Genomic DNA, 22,313 nt, shown 5'->3' with positions numbered 1-22,313 from the left:
TCGCGGGTGTCATATTTACTGCATTTATGCTTGCGCCGTTTCCCGCGGCCTATGCCGGCCCGACAGGTGCCGGTGCGCAGGCGTTCGCCGCGTGCAAGGCCTGCCATACGCTCGAAGCGGGCGGCAAAAGCGTGATGGGCCCCAATCTGCACGGCCTGATGGGCCGGACGGCGGGCTCGGTCGCCGGGTTCAATTACAGCCCGGCGCTCAAGGCCTCGAAAATTCGCTGGGATGAAAAATCGCTCGACGAATATCTCGCCGCGCCGACCAAGAAGGTGCCCGGCACGCGCATGGTCGTCAAAGTGACCGATCCGGCGCGCCGCGCGGCACTGATCGCCTATCTCAAAGCCGAAACCAAGTGACCGGGAAGGCAGGCGCATGAAGGGTCCGGCTGTATTCCTCGCGCAGTTCATGGGCGACGCGGCGCCGTTCGACACATTGCCCTCGGCGGCGCGCTGGATGGCGGATGCGGGCTATGTCGGCATCCAGATTCCGACCTGGGACAGCCGCTGCATCGATCTCGTCCAAGCCGCCGAGAGTCAGGATTATTGCGACGAGCTTGCCGGTACCTGCCGCGAGGCGGGGGTCGAGATCACCGAGCTGTCGACGCATCTGCAGGGCCAGTTGGTCGCGGTGCACCCCGCTTACGACGCGCAATTCGATGCCTTCGCGCCCGATGCGCTGAAGGGCAAGCCAGCCGAGCGGCAGAAATGGGCGGTCGAGCAGCTTCATCTTGCCGCCAAAGCGAGCCGGCGGCTCGGTCTTAATGCCCACGCGACTTTTTCGGGCGCGCTCGCCTGGCCCTATCTCTACCCTTGGCCGCAGCGCCCCGCGGGACTGGTCGAAGAAGCCTTCGCCGAACTCGCGAAACGCTGGCGGCCGATCCTCGACGCCTTCGATGCAGAGGGCGTCGACCTCGCTTATGAGATTCATCCCGGCGAAGACCTTCACGACGGCGTCACCTTCGAACGCTTCCTCGCCGGCGTCGATAATCACCCGCGCGCCAACATCCTCTACGATCCCAGCCATTATGTGCTGCAGGCGCTCGATTACCTCCAGTTCATCGACATTTATCACGAGCGGATCCGGATGTTTCACGTCAAGGACGCGGAACTCAATCCAACCGGGCGCTCGGGGGTCTATGGCGGCTTTCAGGACTGGGTCGATCGCCCCGGGCGCTTCCGCTCACTGGGCGACGGACAGGTCGATTTCAGCGGGATTTTTTCGAAGCTCACGCAGTACGGCTATTCCGGCTGGGCGGTGCTCGAATGGGAATGCTGCCTGAAACATCCCGAGGACGGCGCGCGCGAAGGCGCGCCCTTCATCGCCGCGCATATGATCCGCAAGGCCGACAAGGCGTTCGACGATTTCGCGGGCGGCAGCGATCCGGCGCTCAACCGCGCGATGCTGGGGCTCGACTGAAAAGATAATCGACAAAAATAATCGACAAGCGGGGAGAGGGACGCATGACCACGACATTGCACAAGGGCCGATTATTCTGGCTGGGCGTGCTCGCGCTGTTCACCGCCGCGGCGAGCCTCGCGATCCGTGGCGCGATCGCCAGCGGGCTCAAGGCCGAATGGATCGACCCGGTCGCCCCGCTCCAGGCGGGCGAGTTGATAGCCGCCGCGCTCGGCGCCGCGTTCCTCAGCTTCGCGATCACGCTGTTCGTGGCGAGTGCCTTGCTCGACCAGATCGGCATGAAGCGGTGTCTGGCGGGCGCGGGGCTATGCTTCATCCTCGGCCCGTTGATGATCGTCACCGCGGGCCATGTCGCGACCGGCATGACAATCTATTGGCTCGTCTGGACCGGCATGCTGCTCAGCGGCATCGGCTGGGGGCTGACCGAGGCGGCGATCAATCCGCTGACCGCGCAGCTCTATCCCGAAGACACGACGCACCGGCTCAACGTGCTGCACGCCTGGTTCCCCGGCGGCATCATCGTCGGCGGGCTCGCGGGCTTCTTCCTTTCGGCCGCCCTGCCGTGGCAGGGCATCATGGCGCTGGTGATGATCCCCGCCGCCGCGACCGTGATCATCGCCGCAACGACACGCTTTCCGCCGCCGCTGCGCGAGCAAAGCGGCGTCAGTTTCGGCGAGATGATGGGCGAAGTGTTTCGCCGCCCGAGCTTCTTCATCTGGTTCGGCGCGATGTTCCTGACCGCGGCGTCCGAACTCGCCCCCGGCCAGTGGATCGACGTCGCGCTGTCGAACCGCGTCGGCATGCGCGGCATATTGTTGCTCGTCTATGTCAACGCGCTGATGTTCGTTTTCCGCCATTTCGCGGGGCGGCTCGCAAACAAGATTTCGAACCCCGGGCTGCTCTGGGTGTCGAGCCTGCTCGCGGCGATCGGCCTGTTCATGCTGAGCCAGGCGCAGTCGCCGGTGGCGGCGATCCTCGCCTCGACCGTCTGGGGCCTCGGCGTCTGCGTGATGTGGCCGACGATGCTCGCCTCGGTCGCCGAACGCTATCCGCGCGGTGGATCGTGGGCGATGGGGCTGGTCGGATCGGCGGGTGCGCTCGCCAGCTTCTTCGTGCTGCCGCAATTGGGCGCGATGTTCGACCGCGCCAAGATCGAGTTCGCCGGCGGGCCCGAAGCCTTCGCGCGGCTCACCGGCGGCGCCAAGCTCGCGGTCGAGGACGCCGCTGCGTCGCTGTCCTTCCAGCGGCTCGCGATCCTGCCCGTCGTCCTGCTCGCCGTGTTCGGCTTCATCTGGCTGCGCGAGCGCGGCAAGTCGCGCGCGGCGCTCGCGGGCGAGGCGGCGTGACGCTCTCGCGTCGAACCCTGTTGGCGAGTGGCGCCGTGGCGGCCGCAACGACGGCCGCCACCGGTGCGCCGCCATCGAACGCGGCGCGCTTTTCGCTGAAATATGCCCCGCACGAAGGCAGCTTCAAAAGTCGCGGCGGGCGGCTCGAACAGATCGCCTTCGCCGCCGATCAGGGTTTCACCGCGTGGGAGGATAATGAAGCCGCCGGCCGTTCGGTCGCCGACCAGAGCGCGATGGCACGCGCGCTGCAGCAGCGCGGCATGACGATGGGCGTGTTCGTCGCGAGCATGCCGCGCTGGGGCGATTTCCGGCCGCAGCTCGGCGGTAACGACGATGGCGATCGCGCGCGTTTTCTGGCCGATATCCGAAGCTCGGTCGACGTCGCCAAGCGGCTGAACGCCAAACATATGACGATCGTACCCGGCTTCATGGACCGCAAGCTGCCGGTCGAGATCCAGACCGCGCGCGTGATCGACGTGCTGCGCCGCGCCGCCGAAATCTACGAACCGCACGGGCTCGTCATGGTGATGGAGCCGCTCAATACGCTGGTGAACCATCCGGGCGTTTTCATGTCGACCGTGCCGCAGGGCTATGCGGTCGCGCGCGCGGTCGACAGCCCCGCGATCAAGGTGCTGGCGGACCTCTATCACGAGCAGATTCAGGCGGGGAACCTCATCAATACGCTGGAGAGCTGCTGGAACGAGATCGGCTATATCCAGTTCGGCGACAACCCCGGCCGCAACGAGCCGGGGAGCGGCGAGATCAACTATCGCAACGTCGTCCGCTGGCTCCGCGCGAAGAATTTTTCGGGCGTGATCGGCATGGAGCACGGCAATTCGGTCGAAGGCCGCGCCGGCGAGGAGCGGCTCGTCGCCGCCTATCGCGCGATCGACGCGGCATGAGGGAGAGACAGGTGAAGCGTTTCGCATGGGCCGCGGGCGTCGCGGCCGCGGTGGCGGCGGTCAGCCCCGCCGCCGCAGAGGAAAAGCCCGGATTCAAAGACACGCCGATGCTGCCCGGCGGCAAGTGGCATGTGCATGATTCGGACCGTCCGCATCCGACCGTGGTCACGCCCGGCAATGTCCCCGGCGCCCCACCCTCCGACGCCATCGTCCTGTTCGACGGCACATCGCTCGACGCGTGGCAGGCACAGGCGACGCCGTGGATCGTCAAGGACGGCGCGGCGACCTCGGCTCCGCGCGCCGACGGCAAGGGCGAAAATGCGCTGGTCAGCAAGCAAAGCTTCGGCGACGTCCAGCTCCACCTCGAATTCGCCTCGCCCAATCCGCCGAGCAAGAGCTCGCAGGATCGCGGCAACAGCGGCATCTGGTTCATGCAGCGCTACGAACTCCAGATCCTCGACGGCTACCAGAACCCGACCTATGCCGACGGCACTGTCGGGTCGATCTATGCGTGGAAGCCGCCGCTGGTGAACCCGTCGCGGATGCCCGGCGAGTGGCAGAGCTACGACATCATCTTCGAGCGGCCGCACTTCGGCGCCGACGGCAAGCTCGTCCGTCCGGCCTATGTCACCGCCTTCCTCAACGGCGTACTCGTGCAGAACCGCCAGCCGTGGCTCGGCAGCACGGTCTGGCGCAAGGTCGCCACATATGAGGCGCATGGCGATGCCGCGCCGATCCAGCTTCAGGACCATCATTCCCCGGTCTCGTTCCGCAACATCTGGGTGCGCCCGCTGCCCGAAGCGGCGGCGAGCCATGATTTCGAAGGCGAGGTGAAATGATCATCGACCGCAGAGACGCGCTCGCGGGCATGGCCGCGATGTTCGGCGCCAGTCTGTTCGCGCCGATCGCCCGTGCCGCCGCCGCGCAATTGCCGGCGATCAGCGACGGGCCGCCCTCGACCCCTGTGTTCACCGCGCAGCAACGCGCGCTGATGACCGCGCTCAGCGAGCGCGTGATGCCGACGACCGACACCCCCGGCGCGATCGCGGCGGGCGTCCCCGAATATATCGAGAAACTGCTCGCCGACTGGGCGTCGCCCGACGACCGCAAGCCGATCCTCGCCGGGCTCGACACGATCGAGGCGCGCAGCCGGAGCGATTACAAGGTCGCCGCCGACAAGGCGACGGCGGCGCAGCAGGACGCGCTGCTGACGCTCGCGATGGAAGACAAGCTGCCGGGCGGCGCGGACTTTTTCGACAAGTTCCGCCAGCTCGTGCTCACCGGCTATTTCACCTCGGAAGTCGGCATCACGCAGGAACGCGAATATCTGCCCGTCCCCGGGCGCTACGACGGCGCCTATCCCTATTCCGAGATCAAGAAGGTGTTTTCGTCATGACGATCGGCAGGCGGCAATGGATGGCGGGCGGCGCCGCGCTTGGGGCGACACTCGCAGCGGGGCCACTCATGGCAAAGAGCCTCAAATCAAAGCCGATCGGCATCCAGCTCTACACGGTGCGCGAACTCTTCGCGAAGGACCCGATGGGGACGCTCGAGCAGGTCGCCGCGATCGGCTATCGCGAGGTCGAATATGGCGGCGGCGGTTACGACAAGATGGATCACGCCGCGCTCCGCAAGACGATGGAGCGGCTCGGGCTGACATCGCCCTCGATCCATGTCGGCTATGAAGCGCTCGCCAGCGATTTCGACGGCGCGGTCGCGATGACCAAGGCGCTCGGCGCCGATACGCTGATCGTCCCCTATATGGGCGAAGCGCACCGCAGTGCCGAAAGCTGGAAGGCCGCGGTCGCCGATTTCAACCGCTATGCCGAGCGGCTTAAAAAAGCGGGGCTCGGTTTCGCCTATCACAATCATGATTTCGAGTTCACGCTGAAGCCGGGCGGTACCAGCCTGTTCGACACGCTGATCGCCGACGCCGACCCCGCGCTCGTGCAGATCGAGCTCGACCTGTTCTGGGCGGTCGCCGCGGGTGAGGACTCCAAGGCGATCATCCGGCGCCTGGCCGGACGCATCTATGCCTATCATGTCAAGGACCGCACCGCCGAGGGCAAGATGACCAGCGTCGGCAAGGGCGTCATCGATTTCGCCGACATCTTCACGCTCAACGCCGTCGCCGGCGTCAAGCATTTCTATGTCGAGAACGACCAGTCGCCCGCGCCTTACCTGCCCGACATCACCGCCAGCTTCAGCGCGCTCAGCCGCCTCCGCGCCTGACCGATATTCGAGGACAAGACATGACCGACCAGTTCGATGCGATCGTCATCGGTTCCGGAGTCAGCGGCGGATGGGCCGCGAAGGAATTGACCGAAAAGGGCCTCAAGGTGCTGATGCTCGACCGCGGGGTGATGGTCGAGCATGGCGATTACGACTATGACGGCAAGGCGGCCTATGAGGTCCCGGCGCGCGACATGATGCCCAAGGCGCTGATGGAAAGCGATTATTTCATCGCCAAGCATGGCTATGTCTCGCCGTCGAACCGGAAATTCTACAATAACGACCGGCTCAACCCCTATGCCTATGACGAGGGCGAGAAATTCTACTGGATCCGGCCCGCCGCGGTCGGCGGCAAGTCGCTGATCTGGGGGCGCTGGAGTTTCCGCTGGTCGCCGGAGGATTTCGAAGCGAACAAGCGCGAGAATGTCGGGATCGACTGGCCGATCCGTTACGACGACCTTGCGCCATGGTACGACTATGTCGAAAAATATATCGGCGTGTCGGGATCGCGCGAAAATCTGCCGCAGCTGCCCGACAGCGCGTTCCAGCCGCCGATCCAGATGAACGTCGCGGAAAAATGGGTGAAGGAGCGGCTCGAGGCGACCTCGCCGGGGCGCAAGCTGATCAACACGCGCCTCTCGAACATGACCGAGGACAAGGAGGATCAGGGGCGCAGCAAGTGCCAGTTCCGCAATCAGTGCGGGCGCGGCTGCTCGTTCGGCGCCTATTTCTCGACGCAGGCGGTTACGCTGCCTGCGGCGCGCGCGACCGGGCGGCTGACGCTGCGGTCCGACGCGGTGGTCTCCAATCTCGAATATGATCCGAAGACCAAGAAGGTCACCGGCGTGCGCGTGGTCGACGCGAAGACGAAGCAGGCCGAGGTGATCCCGGCGCGCCTCGTCTTCCTCTGCGCCTCTGCCATGGCCTCGACCCAGATCTTGATGAACTCGCGCATCCCCGGAACGGCCAAGAGCCATTTCGACGCCAGCGGCACCCTCGGCCGTTATGTGATGGACCATATCTTCCGCGTCGGAATCTCGGGCGATATTCCGGGGATGACCGACTTTATCGAATATGGCCGCCGCCCCGGCGGCGTCTATGTCCCGCGCTTCCGCAATGTCGGCGGCGAGGAAGCGATCGGTTTCAGGCGCGGCTACGGCTATCAGGGCAGCGCGCGGCGCGATCCATTGCCGCCCGAGGGCTTCGGCGCGTCGATGAAGCACGGCATGCGCGGCTATGGTCCGTGGAAATTCGGCATGGGCGCGTTCGGCGAATGCCTGCCCTATGAGGATAATCGCGTCAGCCTGCACGCCGATAAGGTCGACCGCTTCGGCATCCCGCTGATGCGCTTCGACGTCACCTTCCGCGAGAACGAGATCCGCATGATGGACGATGCGCGCAGCGAAGGCGAGGCGATGCTGCGCCGGGCGGGGCTCACCAATGTCACCAGCGGGCGCAGCGAACATGTGCCCGGCGACGCGATCCACGAAATGGGCGGCGCGCGCATGGGCGCCGATCCGCGCCAGTCGGTGCTCAACAAATGGGGCCAGGCGCACGACGCCGCCAATCTGTTCGTCACCGACGGCGCGCAGATGGCGTCGATCTCGTGCGTCAACCCGTCGCTCACCTTCATGGCGCTAACTGCGCGCGCCGCCGACCATGCGGTCAAGCAGCTCGAGGCGGGGGCGATCTAGAAATCTTCCCCGCCCCGATCGTCATCCCGGCGAAGGCCGGGATCTCGCCGGCGCGTCAGGCCGATACGGTGAGGTCCCGGCCTTCGCCGGATGACGATTCAATAAAAGACCGTCGCGCTCTCACGAGTATTGGTCGGTCTTTCCCCGCAACCGTTAAAGCGCGCCTTCAAGCCAGCCCTTGAGCGCGCTTTTCGGGGCCGCGCCGACCTTGGTGTCGGCGATCTCGCCATTTTTGAACAGGATCATCGTCGGGATGCCGCGCACGCCATATTTGCTCGGCGCGTCGGGATGATCGTCGATGTTGAGCTTGGCGATCACCACCTTGCCCGCGAGTTCATCCGAAATCTCCTCGAGCGCCGGGCCGATCATCTTGCACGGACCGCACCATTCTGCCCAGAAATCGACGAGCACCGGGGTGTCGCTGTCGAGCACGTCGGACTGGAAGCTCGCGTCGGTGATGGCCTTCGTACCCATAGTCTGAACTCCTGAAAATCTGTTGGTTCCAAGCTAGGGCGTCGGCGCGCCGGGCTCAAGGGTAGAACCCGGCAAATTCGCCTTGGTTGCCGCCAAGCCCGGCTTGTGCGCGTCGAGCAGCGCGTCGCCCAGGCGGACCAGTCGCGGCGCGGCAGTATAGAGCAAGGCCGCCTCGACCCGCCGCCGCGGAAAGATCACGCGGAGCGCGTCGCGATAGGCCGCCATCTGGCGCAGATAGGCGGGCGCGACCTCGGCGGCGCTCGCCGGGACATGCCGCCCGGTCTTGTAATCGATCACCGTCACCGCATCGCCCGCCACCAGCAGCCGGTCGACGATCCCCGCAACGACGACGCCGTCGACCACCGCCGACAGCGGCACTTCGGCGAGACTGCCGGGCCCGAACAGCGCCGCATGCGCCGGATCGCCCAGCACCGCCAGCACCTCATCGACCATCGCCTCCCGCGTCGCATCACCCAATACCGCGGCCTGCACCGACAGCCAGTGCATCGCAGCGGCGCGGCGGCGTTCGGGTGCGACGGGCGGCAGCCGCTCGAACAGCGCGTGAAGCAGCAGCCCGCGTGTCACCGCGGCGCTCCGCTCGCCCCCCTGCGGCGGCGACGCGACATCGTCCTCACCGAGCGCCGACGGCGCGAGCGGCCGCGGCGGGCGCGCTTCCTCGGGGGCGGGCTTGGTTGCCCAGTCTGGAATCGCGGTCATCAGCGCGGCGCGAACCGGCTTCTCGCGCTGCCGCGCCCACGCCTTCGCGTTCACCGTATGGACACGCTTCTGCCCCCAGCGCGGCCCGGCATCCTGCCAGCCGAGCCCCATATTCTCCATCACCCCGTCGACCGCCGCGTGCCAGCAGAGTTCGGGCAGCGAGCGATCCTCCTTCTTGGTGACCCCGGCGACCACCAGCAACTCCTCGGCGCGCGTCATCGCAACGTAAAGCAGCCGCCAATGCTCTTGGATTTCAGCCTTCGCCTTGTCATCGTGAGCAATGGCGACCGGCCCGTGCCGCTCTTCCTTCGGCAGGCCGAAGACGGGCAGCCGATCCCAGCCCTCCAGCGACAGGTCGAACCCGCGCTGGCGCTGCACCGGATCGTCGGTCGCGTCGGCGAGGATGACGATCGGCGCCTGCAAGCCCTTCGACCCGTGCACCGTCATCACGCGCACGACGTCGCTGCGCGCCTCGGTCTGGCGCTTGATGTCGGCGCGGCTTGCCTCGACCTCGCTCAGGAAGGCGAGCAGCGAAGGCGTATGCTGGCGCTCGAAGCCCAGCGCCTGGTTGAGCAGTTCGTCGATCGGGTCACGCGCCTCGCGCCCCAGCCGCGCGTAAAGCCGCCGCCGCCCCTGCATCGGCCCCGACAATATGCGGTCGAGGAAACGATAGGGCGTCGTGAAATCGGCCATGCCGAGCAGGTGGCGCAGCGCCGCCATCGTTTCCGCCGGCACCTCGGCCTCGCGATCGCGGAGCCGCTCCCACAGCGCGCGCTTGCCGCGCCCGTGCGCGAAGACGAAGAGATCGTCCTGCGACCAGCCGATCAGCGGCGACACGAGCAGCGAGGCGAGGTTGAGATCGTCGAGCGGCTGCACCGCGAAGCGCATCGCCGCCAAGAGGTCCTGCACCCCGAGCGGCTGGGTCAGCGCGAAGCGGTCGACCCCCGCCACCGGCACGCCCAAGGACTGCAGCCGCGCGACGATCCGCGCCGCGAGGTCGCGGCGGCGGCGGACGAGGATCAATATATCGCCCGGCGCGACGCTGCGCCCGTCCTTGCCGTGGAGGATCCACTCCTGCACCTCGTCGGCGATCGCGCGCGACAGCCGCAGGCTCGCGGGGTCGTTCGCGGGGGCGAGCGGATCGCCGCCCTCGGCGATATCCTCGTCGCCCGCTTCCTCGCTCTCCGCGTCAGCCGTCAGCGCCTTGCCGACCGGCAGCGGCTGCCACAGCTCGACCCGCCCCGGATGCGCGCTACGAAAGGGCAGGTGCGGCGGCTCGTCGCTCGCGAGCCCCATCGCTTCGGTGCCGCCGCCTGCCACCCACGCGTCGACGACGTCGAGCACCGCGGGGCTCGACCGGTAATTGGTGATCAGGTCGACCTCCGCAAAGGGCTGGCCGCCGTCGGCCGCCCATTCCCCAAATCTGATGCGCGCCGCCTCGAACGCCGCGGGCTCGGTGCCCTGGAAACCGAAGATCGCCTGCTTGCGGTCGCCGACGGTGAACATCGTGCGCACACGCTCGTCCTTCGCGCCCACCCCGGCGAAAAATTCCTCGGCGAGCGCCGCGACGATCGCCCATTGCCGTGTATTGGTATCCTGCGCCTCGTCGACGAGGATATGGTCGGTGCGCTGGTCGAGCTTGAAGCGCACCCATTCGCCGAACTGCCCGAGCCGCAGCAGCGACCCCGCGATCGAAATCAGATCGTCGAAATCGGCAAGCCCGCCTTCGCGCTTGGCGAGCGCATAGGCTTCAGCAAAGCGCGAGCCCAGATCCCACGCCGCCGCCAGCTCGTCGGCGATGCGCATCGCGGCGGCCGCGGCGAGCAGGTCCTGCCCCGCATCGACGATCCGCACCGCGCTGTCCGCGCAATCAGTCATCCGCCCCTTGTCGCCCGCGAAATCGGCGCGCAACTCGCCCTTGCCGGTGAGGAAACAGCCGAGCAGGTCGCCGAGCATCGCCGCGCGCGCCGGCGCATCGCCGGCGAGCCAGCGGGCCATCGCGTCCGCGCAGGCGAGCCCGGTCTTCGTTCCCCAGTTCGCGCCGCTCGCCGCGACCATGCGGACAAGATCGTCGGCGATCGCGCCGCCCGCAATCCGCGCCGTCAGCCACGCGTCGGGCGCGCCGTCCGGAAGCCCCAGCGCCGCGCGCAAATCCTGCGCGCGCGGCGGCAGGATGCGCTCGCGAAACGGCGCGGCAAAGGCATGGGCGCAGCGGACGAGAAACGCGATTGCCGCATCCTGCCCCATCCGCCGCGACAGCATCGCCGCCTGTCCGCGCATCGTGTCGCCTTCGGCGCCCGGCTGCGCGAGCAATTCGCTCAGCACCCGCCGCTGCAGATCGGCCGCCTCGCCCTCCTCGAGCGCGCGAAAGCCCGGCATGATCTTCGCTTCGAGCGGGAAGCTCGCGAGCAGGGTCTGGCAAAAGCTGTGGATGGTCTGGACCCGGATCGCGCCCGCCGCGCTGTCGATCACCGTCGCGAACAGCGACCGCGCCCGATCGAGAATGGCGGGCTGGTCCCAATCGGCGCCGAGCGCGCGAAGGTCGAGCCGCAAGTCGCCGTCGTCCATCCGCACCCACAGCGCGAGCCGCTCGTGGATGCGGTGCGCCATTTCGGCGGCACCCGCCTTGGTAAAGGTGATGCAGAGGATCGCCTCGGGCGCGACGCCCGCGAGCATCAGCCGCAGCACGCGCGCCGAGAGCACCTGCGTCTTGCCTGTCCCCGCCGACGCGCCGAGCCAGACATGCTCGCCCGGCTGTGCGGCCGCCTGCTGTGCGGGGTCGAGATCGTGGAGCCGGGTCATGGCGCGTCCCCATTCGCATCGCGCCCGCGCCCGAACCATTCGTCGCGGCGCATCAGCTGATCGTAATCGGTGAAGCGTTTCACCGCGTCGCCCGGCGCGAATGACGCGTCGCCCAGCAGGTAGAGTGCTGTCAGGTCGGCAAAGGCTGCATGGGCGCGCTCGACCGCGTCTTCGGCGGTTTTGAGCTTGCGCCGGCTTCCGTGGGTGGGCGCGATGCTGCCGTCCGCACCCTTTGCGCGGTCAACCTTGAGGCTCCAATATTCGAGCGCGTGGACCGGCCCTGCCGCAATGCCCTCCATCTTGCCCATTTCGGCCATCAGCCCGAGCAGTCCCAATTGATTGTCGAGCCCGTCGGCCGCCGCGCTGCCGCTCGGCGCCGCACCGGTCTTGTAATCGACGATCGCAAGACTGGAGTCGGCAAGCCGGTCGATCCGGTCGGCCTTTCCCGACAGCCGAATGCCGTTGAGTTCATGCACGCCCGACACCTCGGCCGCGACCGGTTCGCGTCCTTCGGCGCGCGCGTCCCACACGCGTTCGGCCGCCCAGCGCAGCGCGGGCTCGATGCGCGGAAACCAGAAAGCGCGCGCGAGCGCGTCGAGCGCCGGGTCGTCGTGCAGCCGCTCAAGCTCGGCCTCGAGCGCTTCGCGCGTCGCCCCTGCCCGCTGCCAATCCTCCATGAAGGCGTGAACGCGCGTCCCGAGCCAGCGCGGGTCGGGCCCGGCGCGCAGCGGATCGAGCACCGAAAGCCGCAGGATCCGCCCCGCGTAAAAGGCGTAGGGGTCCTTCGCCAGCAGGTCGACGCCGGTGACGCTGATCTGGCCCGGCCGCGCGTCGGCGGGCGGCCGCGGCTGCGGCATCGGCGCGGGCGCGATCGGGCCCGGCGGCACGTCGAGCGCCGCCGCGAGTGCGGTCACGCTTGCGTCCCCCAGCCGCGCCTCGCGCAATTCGCCCGCGAGCGCGGCGAGCCGCAGCCAGAAGCGCGACGCCACCGCCGGATCGCCGCCGCTGCGCAGCGCGCGCGTCACCACCACCTCGCGCGCTGCAAAGGCGCCCGCGAAGTCGTGCGCCGCCGCGCCCTGCTGGCGCTCGGGCGCCGCGAGCCCGAGCATGCGGCGGATGCCCGGCGCAAGCCACGGATCGGGGCTTTGCTGCGGCGGCCAGCGCCCCTCGTCGAGCCCGCCCAAAATCATCAGATCGGCGCGCTGCAACCGCGCTTCGAGCAGCCCCCAGATGAACAGGCGCGGGTGCCCGCCATAGGGGGGCCGCACGCTCTCGCTCGCGAGCAGATCGGCCAGCATCGCCGGGAAATCGGCGGGCGCGACGAGCGCCGGGCCATCGCCCTTCGCCAGCGCCCAGCGGTCGAACAGCTCGGCCAGCGCGCGCCCGGCATGGCCGGTCCACGCTCCCTCGCCCGTCAGCCAGCCGAGCGCCGCCTGCAATGCGCCCAGCAGGACCGAAGGCGGCGCCGGGGCGCCAGCCGCGAACGGTGCGAGCGCCCCCCGCAGCCCGGAGGCGACGTCGGCCCACCATAAATCGATCAGCTTCGCCGCGTCATGGCCGCGCGCTTGCGGATCGGCTGCGCGCTCGGCGATCCGCATCGTCACCCCGTCCCAGCCCGGCACCAGTCCCGGCCCACGCAGCACCAGATCGAGCCGCCGCACCTGGTCGAGCCAGCCGAGCCGGCCCTCGCCCGCGCGCACCAGCGGGTGCCCGAGCAGCGCGACGAGCCGCACCGGATCGAACGCCGCGGCGAATTCGGCAAGCGCGAGCAGCAGCGCGCCGGGCGGCGTCTGCCCCAGCGGCTGCCCCGCACTGTCATCGACCGCTATGTCCCAGCGCGCGAGCGCCGCCGCGACGCGCGTCGCGAGCGCGCGGTCGGGCGTCACCAGCGCCGCGGTGCGTTCGCCCGTTTCGAGCGCGGCGCGCATCATCAGCGCGATCCCCTGCGCCTCCTGCCCATCGTCGGCGAAGGTCGCGGCGCTGACCCCCGCGATATCCGCACGCAAGTCGCCCGCCTGCTGCCAGCGCGCGGTATAGGCAGCGGGCGCGAAGAGCAGCGAGGTGAACGAGGCGCGCGCCTCCGGGCCGTCGAACGGCGATGTTCCATCCCACGGCTGCACCTCCTCGCGCGAAACGCTCATCCGCCCAAGCAGCAGCTTCAGATGATATTGCGGGTGCGTTTCGAGCGGGCGTTCTCCGGGCTTGTCGGGGTCGGCCCTCACCGGCCCGAGCGCTTCCCACTCCTCGCCCGCCATGCCGAGGTCGAGCCCCGGCAGCACCACCATGCCCTGCGGTAGGTCGGCGACGGTGCGCAGCAACCGCGCGATCGCGGGCGCCGCCGTCGTTACGCCCGCCGCGACGACGAAGCGCGCCGGCGGCGCGACGCGCCATCCACGCGTCACCCGATCGAGCAACCGGTTGCGGCGGTCGGCGCGGTCGACATGTCCCGTCGCCGCGAGCAGCTTCGGCCACGCATCGACGAGCAGCGACAGCCGCCGCCACGACGCCTGCCAATGCCCCGCAAGATCGCCGAGCGCGCTTTCGATATCGGCGAGCCGCGCCGGCGCGACCTCCTCATAATGGAGCTGGTCGATCACGCGTCCCAGCCCTTCGGCCAGCTGGAAGGCCGCGGCGCCGGTGATCGGCGCCTCGCCCGGCACATTATGCTTCTCGATCAGCGCCGCGAGCATCAGCCGCCGCTTGAGCGCGTCGATCGCCGGCGGAATCGCGTCGCTCTCGTCGATCGGGTCGAGCGCGAGCGCCACATTTTCGTCGAGGTCGGCATCGCCGATTACGACGAGCCGCGGCATCAGCAGCCCCGCGCCGCCAGCGCGCACGAACGCCGCCTGCACCGCGCTCCGCGCGCGGTTGCTCGGCAGCAGGATCAACCCTTGTGCGAGCCCGAGCGCGCCGTCGGCAAAGCGCTCGATCAGCCCCCCCGCGAGCGCGTCGGCGAAGGCCCGCTGGACCGGGATGGAAAAAAGCGTGGGTCTTGCGTCAGCCATCCGTCAGCGCGGCTTCGGTCGGCGCGATGCTCGCCGGCGTGCCGACGTCGAACCACTGCCCCATGTGCGACAGCCCATAGAGCCGCCCCGCCGCGATCGCGCGATCCCACAGGATATTGGTCGAGAACGGCCCCTCGGGGGCGCCATCGAGCAACCGCGGCGAAATAAGCTGGATTCCGGTATAGACGAAGGGCGCGATCCGCCCCGGCTTGCGCCGCGACAGCCGGCCCGCCGGGTCCATGTGGAAATCGCCGCGCCCGCCATGCCCCGTCGCGCTCGCCTGCCGGATCAGCAGTAGCAGTGCGTCCATCCGCTCGCCGTCCCAATGGCGCGCGAGGTGGCGGATGCTGTCCTGCGGCCCGTCGGTCCAGATATTGTCGCTGTTGACGATCAGGATCGGGTCGCCCGTCAGCTGCGGCAATGCCTTGACCATTCCACCGCCGGTTTCGAGCAGCAGGTCGCGCTCGTCCGAAATCGAGATGCTGAACGACCTTTTCTGCGCCGCAAGATGGGCTTCCAATGCGTCCGCCAGATAATGGACGTTGACGACGACATGCTTGACGCCCGCCGCCTCGATCCGGTCGAGGCTGTGATCGATCAGCGCCTTGCCCGCGACGCGCACCAGCGGCTTGGGCCGGGTAGCCGTTAACGGACGCATCCGCTTGCCGAGCCCCGCCGCCATCACCATCGCGCTTTCGATCTTCGTACTCACGACCACGCCTCCGCCCGCTTCGAAGCGGGGACATTGGCGTCGAACCATTGCCGAACCGGGACAAGCGCCGGATGCGCGAGGTCGCGTTCGAGCAGCCCCCACATGCGCGGCTGGAAACTCTTGTAATGCGGCTTGTTATCGCGTTTCCACAGCCGGACGAAGACGCCGAGGATGCGCGTGTTGCGCTGCGCCGCGAGCGCCCAATAGGCGTGCTCGATGTCGTGCCCCGTCGCTTCGCTATAGCGCGCGAGCATCGCCGCCTCGACCGCCGGGCTCACGTCGCGCCGCGCGTCTTCGAGCACCGAGGCGAGGTCGTAGGCGAGGTGGCCGATGAGCGCGTCCTGGAAATCGAGCAGGCCGTAATGCGCGATGCCGTCCTTGCCGGGCACCAGCATGATATTTTCGGCATGATAGTCGCGCAGCACGGTGACGCGCGGCAGGCCATCATGCTCGACCGGGGTCAGCACCTCGGCCCACGCGGCGCGAAACGCATCGCGGTCGACCTTCAGGTCGAAGGCGGGGCAATACCAGTCGCTGAACAGCATCACCTCGTCGAGCCATTGATCGAGCCCATGGACGGGCAGCCCGTCCATGGGCGGCTGCGTGTGGAGGTGGACGAGCAGATCGGTCACCCCTGCATAATATTGCGCTTCCTTGTCGATCTCAGCATCGACCGTTTCGCGCAGACGTATGTCGCCGAAATCCTCGATCAGCAGCAACCCTTGCTGGAGGTCGCGCGCGAGGATCCTCGGCGCATTGAGCCCCAGCCCGCACAGATATTCGGCGACCGCGATGAACGGCCGCGGGTCTTCGTGCGGCGGCGGGGCGTCCATCAGCACCGCCTGCCGGCCGCCATCGACGACACGGAAATAACGGCGGAAGGACGCGTCGCCCGCGAGCGGCAAAATCTGGGCGTCGCCCCAGCCATGCGCGGCAAGAAAGGCGGGCGCATGGGGAGGCGGAATCATCGGAGCGGCCATCGGCTCCCCCAAGACGTCGGCACAGCGGCTGTCAAGACGCGCGCGTCGCCCGCACCCGAAATCCTTAGGAGCAGCGCGCCCGGCCAGCCTTCGCCGCCCAGCCTTTCGGGCCATTCGATCAGCAAGGCGCCGTCGTAAAGATAATCGTCGAGCCCCAATTCGATCAGTTCGTCCGCATCCTCGATGCGATAGAGATCGACATGCGCGATCGGCAGATCGGTCTCGGGCGGCGCATAGGGCTGGACGATCGCAAAGGTCGGGCTCGGCGCTTCGCCTGCCAGTCCGCGCGCCTTGAGCATCGCGCGCGCCAGCGTCGTCTTGCCGGCGCCGAGGTCGCCCGACAGCAGCACGACATCGCCCGCTGCCAGCGCCGCCCCGATCGCGGCACCGATCCCTTCGGCATCGGCGAGGTCGTAGCGCACCGAAAAGCCGGTCATGCGCCGCGCGGCAGGCTGATCCGCACGAGCGTGCCCTGCCCCTCTTCGCTCACCACTTCCATCGTCCCGCCGTGCGCCGCGACGAGTTGGCGCGCGAGCGCGAGGCCGATGCCGCCGGCCGCGGTGCCCGCCTGCTGCCCCTTGGCGACCGCGACCGCCGCGTCGGGCATTCCCGGGCCATTGTCGGACACGATGATGTCGACGCCGCGCGCATCGCCGTCGGCGTGCAGCAAGACGCGCGCGCCCGTCTTGCGCGACGGCACGGTAAAGCGCACCGCATTGTCGAGCAGCCCCGCGACGAGCCGCGACAGTCGCGGCGCGTCGCCTTCGATACTGCCGAGGTTCGCCGCGATATTGCCGACGAGCTCGACCTTTTCGCTCTTCGCAAAGAGCTTGGCGTCGGCGAGCGCGCCTTCAAGCAAAATTTTCACATCGACCGGCGCGCGCTCGATCGCGAGCGTCCCCGCTTCGCCCTGCGCAAGGTCGAGTACATTGTCGATCTGGCGGCCGAGCACGCCCACCGAATCCATGATCGCGTCGATATAGGTGCGCTGCTGGTCACCGAGCTTGCCGGCATAGCCCGCCTGCAGCATCTCGCCGAAGCCGCCAATCGAGGTCAGCGGCGTGCGCAGCTCGTAGCTCATCCGCGACAGGAAGGCGGTCTTGGCCTTGTCGGCGGCCTCGAGCGCCTCGTTGCGTTCGCGCAGCGCGCCCTCCATCTTCCGGCTTGGTGTGATGTCGAGCATGATGAGCAGCGCATTGCCGTCGGGCAGCGGGATCGACGCGAAATCGAAATAGCGCCCGTCGGCGAAACCGATCTCGCCGCCGCGCTGCTGGCGTTCCAGTGTTGCGGCGCGGATGACCTCCTGCACGATGCTGATCTGGTTCGGTTTCACCAATCGGTCGGCGAGCCCTTCCATCAACGTATCGACGCGCGGATGCGCCGCGAGCGTCGGTTCGTCGATGCCCCACAGGCGGCGGAAACGCTGGTTCCAAAGGTGAAGCCGCCCATCGGGGGCGAAGACCGCGACCGCCTCGAACAGATTGTCGAAGGTCGCGGTGCGAACGCGGAGCAGCGTGTCGCGCGCGCCCGCGAGCTGCACCTGTTCGGTCTTGTCTTCGGCGATCAGCAGCATGCCGCCGTCGGGGGTCGGCTGCGCGACGACGTGCAGGTGCGTGCCGTCGCGCAGCAGCCAGTCTTCCTCGCTCGCCTCGGCCTGCGCGAACCAGTCGACATGCGCCTGCCGCCATTCGGGATAGTTGCGCACTTCGGGGATTCGCCCGCCCTCGCGCCACGCGTCGAGCAGCCGCGCAAAAGGCGGCGCCTCGGCCACCTCCTCGGCCTCCAGGGCGAACAGGCGGCGGAACGGCAGGTTCGCGAAGCTCAGCCCCTGGTCGGGACCGAATTGCGCCACCGCCGCCGACAGCCGGTCGAGCAGTTCGCGCTGCGTGTCGACGAAGCGGCGGTGCGCCCCGCGTTCGGTTTCGAGCTCCTGAATGTCGATCGCATAGCCCGCGACGCCGATCACCCGCCCGCCCTCTGGCGCGAGCGGCACATCGACGACGCGCATGATCCGCCGTTCGCCCTCGATCGTCACCGGAATCGTACGCATCTGCGCCGATCCCGCGGCGCGCGCCGCGTCGGCGGCGTCGGCGGCGCTCACCCCCGCGACGGTCTCGCACAGTTCGACCCCGCCGTCGATCACCGCCGCCGCGCTCTTCGCCTCGACCGCGCGAACATAGGCGCCGTTGACGAGCGCGAGCGACAGATCGGTGTCGCGGAACCACATCGGGAAGGGTGCTGCCTCGATCAGCCCCGACAAAGCCTCGAACGCCGCCATCGCCTCGTCGCGCTCGCTGCGCGCGTGCGCGAGCGCCTGCTGGCCGTCGGTCGCATCGCTCAGCCACAGCAGCACCCCGCCCGGCCCGCCGACCGCCTGCGGCGCTGCGGCGCCATGAACGATGATCGTGCGGTGGCTGCCGTCGGGCTTCAGGCTCAGGACAAAGGGCTTCGCGCCGCGCTGCGCCCCGAGGATCGCATGCCGCAACGCGTCATGAGCCTCGGCATCGAGCCCGCTGCCGAGCCCGCGAAGCTCGTCAAAATTGCGCGGCCCGCGTTCGAGCCCCAGCCAGCGCCCGAGCCGCTCGCTCGCCTCGATCCGCCAGTCGGCGCGGACGATCACGGGGAGCTGCGGCGACGCTTCGACGAGGTTCGCGAGCCGTTCGGCCTGCCCCGCGACGAACGCCGAGCGCCGCTGCATCGCGATCCCGCGCAGCGTCGCCCACAATCCGGCGAGCAGCCACAGCGCCGCAAAGAGTCCGAGCGCGAACAACATGGCCGGGGAAAGCGCGTCGCTCATCCCGCCTCAAGCCCTCGTTTGTCCGGATGTCGCGCGCGCATGATCGCTTGCCCTAAAGGCGATGGAGTCATGTTTCAATCGCATGTCACAGCCAATTGCCGTGCATCGCCTTCCGATTAACCCGTAGCGGTGGATTATTGGATTCGCGCAGAGACGCAGAGAGCGCCGAGACATTATTCAGGAATTGCTGGTGTCCAGCATCCCCGGGAACAAAAGAGGGCGGCAAAGCCGCCCTCTCCCTTCTTTTCTCTGCGTCCTCTGCGCCTCTGCGCGAATCTTTTCGATCCACCAACAAAGCGCCGAAACGATCAATAACGATAATGCTCGGGCTTGAACGGGCCTTCGACCGGCACGCCGATATAGTCGGCCTGCTTCTGGCTCAGCTTCGACAGATGCACGCCCAGCTTTTCGAGGTGCAGCGCCGCGACCTTTTCGTCGAGATGCTTCGGTAGGACATAGACGTCGTTCTTGTACTGCTCGCTGCGCGTCCACAGCTCGATCTGCGCAAGCGTCTGGTTGGTGAAGCTCGCCGACATCACGAACGACGGGTGACCCGTCGCGTTGCCGAGGTTCACGAGGCGGCCCTTCGACAGGATGATGATTTGCTTGCCGTCGGGGAATTCCACCAAGTCGACCTGCGGCTTCACTTCGGTCCATTTATAGTTGGCGAGCGCCGCGATCTGGATTTCGCTGTCAAAGTGGCCGATGTTGCAGACGATCGCCATATTCTTCATCGCCGCCATATGCTCGGCGGTGATGACGTCGGCGTTGCCCGTCGCGGTGACGAAGATGTCCGAACGCTTCACGGCCTCATCCATCGACACGACCTCGAAGCCTTCCATCGCCGCCTGCAGCGCGCAGATCGGGTCGATTTCGGTGACGAGCACGCGCGCGCCGCCGTTACGCAGCGACTGCGCCGAACCCTTGCCGACGTCGCCGAAGCCGGCGACGGTCGCGACCTTGCCCGCGAGCATCACGTCGGTACCGCGGCGGATCGCGTCGACCAGCGACTCTTTACAGCCATAGAGGTTGTCGAATTTCGACTTGGTGACGCTGTCGTTGACGTTGATCGCGGGGAAGGGCAGCTCGCCCTTCTTGGCGATGTGGTACAGGCGGTGGACACCCGTTGTCGTTTCTTCCGATACGCCCTTGATCGCCTTGACGGTCTTGGTGAGGTAGCCGGGGTTCGCCGCGACGAACGCCTTCAGCGCGCGCTGCATTTCGATCTCTTCCTCATTCTCGGGCGCCGGCATCGTCTCGCCGGCCTCGAGCTTCGCGCCCCACAGCGCGAACATGGTGGCGTCGCCGCCGTCGTCGAGGATCAGGTTGCAGGTCGTGCCGTCTTCGACGCCCCAGTCGAAAATGCGGCCGACATAATCCCAATAGTCGGCAAGGCTCTCGCCCTTCACCGCGAACACCGGCACGCCCGTCGCGGCGATCGCGGCGGCGGCATGATCCTGCGTCGAGAAGATGTTGCACGTCGCCCAGCGGACTTCGGCGCCGAGCGCAGTCAGCGTCTCGATCAGCACCGCGGTCTGGATCGTCATGTGCAGCGAACCGGTGATGCGCGCGCCCTTCAGCGGCTGCGCCGCGCCATATTCGGCGCGCAGCGCCATCAGGCCCGGCATTTCGGTTTCGGCGATGTTGATTTCCTTGCGCCCGAAATCGGCAAGGCTGATGTCGGCAACGACATAATCGCGGGCGTCGGCGGCGAGAGTAGCCACGGGGGGATTCTCCATATTGGCAAAGACGACCGCAGGCGAGCGGCCACGAAAAACACGCCCGCGCCCTAGCCGAAACGCCGTCGTCGATCAAATATAAACTTTTCTTTATATCGCACTCGCAGCACCGCCCGCCCCGGCGCGCGGACGCACGAATCGGCGGCGCAAAAATGCGCGCGCCGCAAAAATAATTTTTGCGCGCAGCAATTGTGACAACCGGGCGGGCCCGATTGTGACATGGAGTCGCAAAGCCCAAGATTCTGAAAAATCGGACTTATAATGCGCCTTGCGATTAGCTTAATTCGTCTTTGTGACAACAGTGTTACAAAGCCCCGGAAATATTGACAATTTTCCGAATGCGCGAGAAAATCTCCTCAAGATTTTGGGGAGATACAAGGATGAAAAAATTTCTGCTGCCGCTCGTCGCTCTCGCCTTCGCGAGCCCCGCCGCGGCGCAATCGATCGTCGTCGTGACGGCGCCGCAGGCCGATTCGGAGATCCTGCCGGTCGCCTATGTCGAGCTCAAGGCCGGCGAGAATGAAGCCGCGGTCGAAAAGCTGACCGGCGAAACGACGCTCGACGCCCGCGACCCCTCGCGGCTGATCAATCTTGGTACCGCTTATGCCCGGCTGGGTCGCACCGCCGATGCCGCAGCCGCCTATGACGCCGCGATCGGCAGCCCGATCCGCTATGATGTCGAACTGGCGAGCGGCCGCTATATGGACTCGCGCTGGGCCGCGCGGACCGCGCTCGCCAACCTCAATCAGGGCAAACCGCTTCTCGCGCTCGCTCGCTAGGCCTCGCCGCCCTCGGTCGTCAGCAGGCGGGCGTCCACTCCCGCTTCGGCGAACGCCGCCTGCCATCGTTCGGCGGGCGGCGTTTCAAAGAGCAGGCCGTCGCTACCAGGGGTGACGTGCCAGCCGTGGCGGACCATTTCGCCTTCGAGCTGCCCAGGCGACCATCCCGCATAGCCGAGCGCCACCAGCCAGCGCGACGGGCCGCGCCCTTCGCCGATCGCGCGCAATATGTCGTGCGAACTCGATATCATCCAGCGATCGCCGACCTGCACCGCTTCCTGCCCGCCCCAGTCGCGGCTGTGGAGCACGAAACCGCGTGACGGCTCGACCGGACCGCCGAGGAAGACCGGCTGATCGAGCGGTTCGTCATGCTCGATCTCGAGCTGGTCGAGCACCGCGCCGACGGTCATTCCGTCGATCGGGTCGCCGATGCCGATCCCCATCGCGCCGTCCTCGTCATGGCTGATCATCGCGATCACCGAATGTTCGAAACGGGGATCGCCGATGCCCGGCAGCGCGAGCAGCAGCTGGCCGGTGAACCAGGTGGGGACGGTTTCCATATCCGTACAATGCCGCGACAGGCCGAAAGGGTCCAGCCTCTTTGCTGGACGACAGGCGAAGGGTTTCGCCCGCCAACCGCTCCCCTCCAAATCGACCGCCGCGCCCCTTCCCGTCCTTGACTCGCGCGCCGTCGCACCCAATGTCGCGTCCG

General features: G+C 67.6%; 18 protein-coding genes. 9 read left to right on the top strand and 9 right to left on the bottom strand.

What is annotated here, in order from left to right:
* The first annotated feature begins 26 nt into the window (after positions 1–26).
* From OVY29_RS19275 to OVY29_RS19240, 8 genes are read left to right on the top strand one after another with little or no spacing between them, the layout of a single operon-like run.
* A complete protein-coding gene (locus OVY29_RS19275) occupies positions 27–362 on the top strand; it encodes a c-type cytochrome (RefSeq protein ID WP_052182193.1) in 336 nt (111 codons plus the stop codon).
* 16 nt (positions 363–378) lie between these two features.
* A complete protein-coding gene (locus OVY29_RS19270) occupies positions 379–1,422 on the top strand; it encodes a sugar phosphate isomerase/epimerase family protein (RefSeq protein WP_037555025.1) in 1,044 nt (347 codons plus the stop codon).
* A gap of 44 nt (positions 1,423–1,466) precedes the next feature.
* Entirely contained in the window at positions 1,467–2,768 is a 1,302-nt protein-coding gene (locus tag OVY29_RS19265; protein WP_037555023.1) for an MFS transporter, read from the top strand.
* A 35-nt stretch (positions 2,769–2,803) separates the two neighbouring features.
* Entirely contained in the window at positions 2,804–3,670 is an 867-nt protein-coding gene (locus OVY29_RS19260; protein ID WP_235211490.1) for a hydroxypyruvate isomerase family protein, read from the top strand.
* Positions 3,671–3,681: 11 nt separating this feature from the next.
* A complete protein-coding gene (locus OVY29_RS19255; RefSeq protein WP_037555019.1) occupies positions 3,682–4,509 on the top strand; it encodes a DUF1080 domain-containing protein in 828 nt (275 codons plus the stop codon).
* Entirely contained in the window at positions 4,509–5,066 is a 558-nt protein-coding gene (locus tag OVY29_RS19250; RefSeq protein WP_037555053.1) for a gluconate 2-dehydrogenase subunit 3 family protein, read from the top strand. Before OVY29_RS19255 ends, OVY29_RS19250 begins: the two co-directional genes overlap by 1 nt.
* The gene (locus OVY29_RS19245; RefSeq protein ID WP_037555018.1) at positions 5,063–5,902 is read left to right on the top strand and encodes a sugar phosphate isomerase/epimerase family protein; all 840 of its coding nucleotides are present in this window, start codon (positions 5,063–5,065) and stop codon (positions 5,900–5,902) included. The genes OVY29_RS19250 and OVY29_RS19245 overlap by 4 nt, the downstream gene beginning before the upstream one ends.
* Before the next feature lie 20 nt (positions 5,903–5,922).
* Positions 5,923–7,596 (top strand): GMC family oxidoreductase, encoded by a 1,674-nt coding sequence (locus tag OVY29_RS19240; protein ID WP_037555016.1) that lies wholly within the window; start codon positions 5,923–5,925, stop codon positions 7,594–7,596.
* A 153-nt stretch (positions 7,597–7,749) separates the two neighbouring features.
* On the opposite strand, the gene trxA is transcribed toward OVY29_RS19240, so the two are convergent.
* The 8 genes from trxA to ahcY form a co-directional block, all read right to left on the bottom strand.
* Positions 7,750–8,070 (bottom strand): thioredoxin TrxA, encoded by a 321-nt coding sequence (gene trxA / locus OVY29_RS19235; protein WP_037555014.1) that lies wholly within the window; start codon positions 8,068–8,070, stop codon positions 7,750–7,752.
* A 33-nt stretch (positions 8,071–8,103) separates the two neighbouring features.
* A complete protein-coding gene (gene addA / locus OVY29_RS19230; protein WP_037555013.1) occupies positions 8,104–11,589 on the bottom strand; it encodes a double-strand break repair helicase AddA in 3,486 nt (1,161 codons plus the stop codon).
* Complete coding sequence (addB, locus tag OVY29_RS19225) at positions 11,586–14,594, bottom strand: double-strand break repair protein AddB (protein WP_037555011.1); 3,009 nt, start codon at positions 14,592–14,594, stop codon at positions 11,586–11,588. The genes addA and addB overlap by 4 nt, the downstream gene beginning before the upstream one ends.
* Positions 14,587–15,306, bottom strand: coding sequence for a nucleotidyltransferase family protein (locus OVY29_RS19220; RefSeq protein ID WP_200880168.1), 720 nt, complete (start codon positions 15,304–15,306; stop codon positions 14,587–14,589). The genes addB and OVY29_RS19220 overlap by 8 nt, the downstream gene beginning before the upstream one ends.
* Positions 15,303–16,274, bottom strand: coding sequence for an aminoglycoside phosphotransferase family protein (locus OVY29_RS19215; protein ID WP_037555051.1), 972 nt, complete (start codon positions 16,272–16,274; stop codon positions 15,303–15,305). Before OVY29_RS19215 ends, OVY29_RS19220 begins: the two co-directional genes overlap by 4 nt.
* Positions 16,271–16,723 (bottom strand): tRNA (adenosine(37)-N6)-threonylcarbamoyltransferase complex ATPase subunit type 1 TsaE, encoded by a 453-nt coding sequence (gene tsaE, locus OVY29_RS19210; protein ID WP_037555009.1) that lies wholly within the window; start codon positions 16,721–16,723, stop codon positions 16,271–16,273. Before tsaE ends, OVY29_RS19215 begins: the two co-directional genes overlap by 4 nt.
* Entirely contained in the window at positions 16,720–19,083 is a 2,364-nt protein-coding gene (locus OVY29_RS19205; protein WP_052182185.1) for a PAS domain-containing sensor histidine kinase, read from the bottom strand. Before OVY29_RS19205 ends, tsaE begins: the two co-directional genes overlap by 4 nt.
* Before the next feature lie 308 nt (positions 19,084–19,391).
* A complete protein-coding gene (gene ahcY, locus OVY29_RS19200) occupies positions 19,392–20,807 on the bottom strand; it encodes an adenosylhomocysteinase (RefSeq protein ID WP_037555008.1) in 1,416 nt (471 codons plus the stop codon).
* 395 nt (positions 20,808–21,202) lie between these two features.
* Here ahcY and OVY29_RS19195 point away from each other — a divergent pair, with 395 nt between their 5' ends.
* Complete coding sequence (locus OVY29_RS19195; RefSeq protein WP_037555007.1) at positions 21,203–21,601, top strand: hypothetical protein; 399 nt, start codon at positions 21,203–21,205, stop codon at positions 21,599–21,601.
* Here the strand turns inward: OVY29_RS19195 and OVY29_RS19190 are convergent.
* On the bottom strand, positions 21,598–22,161 hold the full coding sequence (locus OVY29_RS19190; RefSeq protein WP_313911938.1) for a YqgE/AlgH family protein: 564 nt from the start codon (positions 22,159–22,161) through the stop codon (positions 21,598–21,600). The two genes, OVY29_RS19195 and OVY29_RS19190, sit on opposite strands and share 4 nt — an antisense overlap.
* Positions 22,162–22,313: the final 152 nt, after the last annotated feature.

This window comes from Sphingopyxis sp. SE2 (genome assembly GCF_032227185.1).
In the GTDB taxonomy this organism is placed as follows: domain Bacteria; phylum Pseudomonadota; class Alphaproteobacteria; order Sphingomonadales; family Sphingomonadaceae; genus Sphingopyxis.
Note: the sequence above shows the minus strand (reverse complement) of the source record. Positions and strands in the feature narration are given on the sequence as shown.

What these genes read in the sequence shown, in the direction of transcription:
- OVY29_RS19275 (WP_052182193.1), top strand. Translation starts at nt 27, where the DNA reads ATGCTTGCGCCGTTTCCCGCGGCCTATGCCGGCCCGACAGGTGCCGGT.
- trxA (WP_037555014.1), bottom strand. Translation starts at nt 8,070, where the DNA reads ATGGGTACGAAGGCCATCACCGACGCGAGCTTCCAGTCCGACGTGCTC.
- addB (WP_037555011.1), bottom strand. Translation starts at nt 14,594, where the DNA reads ATGGCTGACGCAAGACCCACGCTTTTTTCCATCCCGGTCCAGCGGGCC.
- OVY29_RS19195 (WP_037555007.1), top strand. Translation starts at nt 21,203, where the DNA reads ATGAAAAAATTTCTGCTGCCGCTCGTCGCTCTCGCCTTCGCGAGCCCC.
- OVY29_RS19265 (WP_037555023.1), top strand. Translation starts at nt 1,467, where the DNA reads ATGACCACGACATTGCACAAGGGCCGATTATTCTGGCTGGGCGTGCTC.
- OVY29_RS19245 (WP_037555018.1), top strand. Translation starts at nt 5,063, where the DNA reads ATGACGATCGGCAGGCGGCAATGGATGGCGGGCGGCGCCGCGCTTGGG.
- OVY29_RS19205 (WP_052182185.1), bottom strand. Translation starts at nt 19,083, where the DNA reads ATGAGCGACGCGCTTTCCCCGGCCATGTTGTTCGCGCTCGGACTCTTT.
- OVY29_RS19240 (WP_037555016.1), top strand. Translation starts at nt 5,923, where the DNA reads ATGACCGACCAGTTCGATGCGATCGTCATCGGTTCCGGAGTCAGCGGC.
- OVY29_RS19270 (WP_037555025.1), top strand. Translation starts at nt 379, where the DNA reads ATGAAGGGTCCGGCTGTATTCCTCGCGCAGTTCATGGGCGACGCGGCG.
- OVY29_RS19190 (WP_313911938.1), bottom strand. Translation starts at nt 22,161, where the DNA reads ATGGAAACCGTCCCCACCTGGTTCACCGGCCAGCTGCTGCTCGCGCTG.
- addA (WP_037555013.1), bottom strand. Translation starts at nt 11,589, where the DNA reads ATGACCCGGCTCCACGATCTCGACCCCGCACAGCAGGCGGCCGCACAG.
- tsaE (WP_037555009.1), bottom strand. Translation starts at nt 16,723, where the DNA reads ATGACCGGCTTTTCGGTGCGCTACGACCTCGCCGATGCCGAAGGGATC.
- OVY29_RS19215 (WP_037555051.1), bottom strand. Translation starts at nt 16,274, where the DNA reads ATGATTCCGCCTCCCCATGCGCCCGCCTTTCTTGCCGCGCATGGCTGG.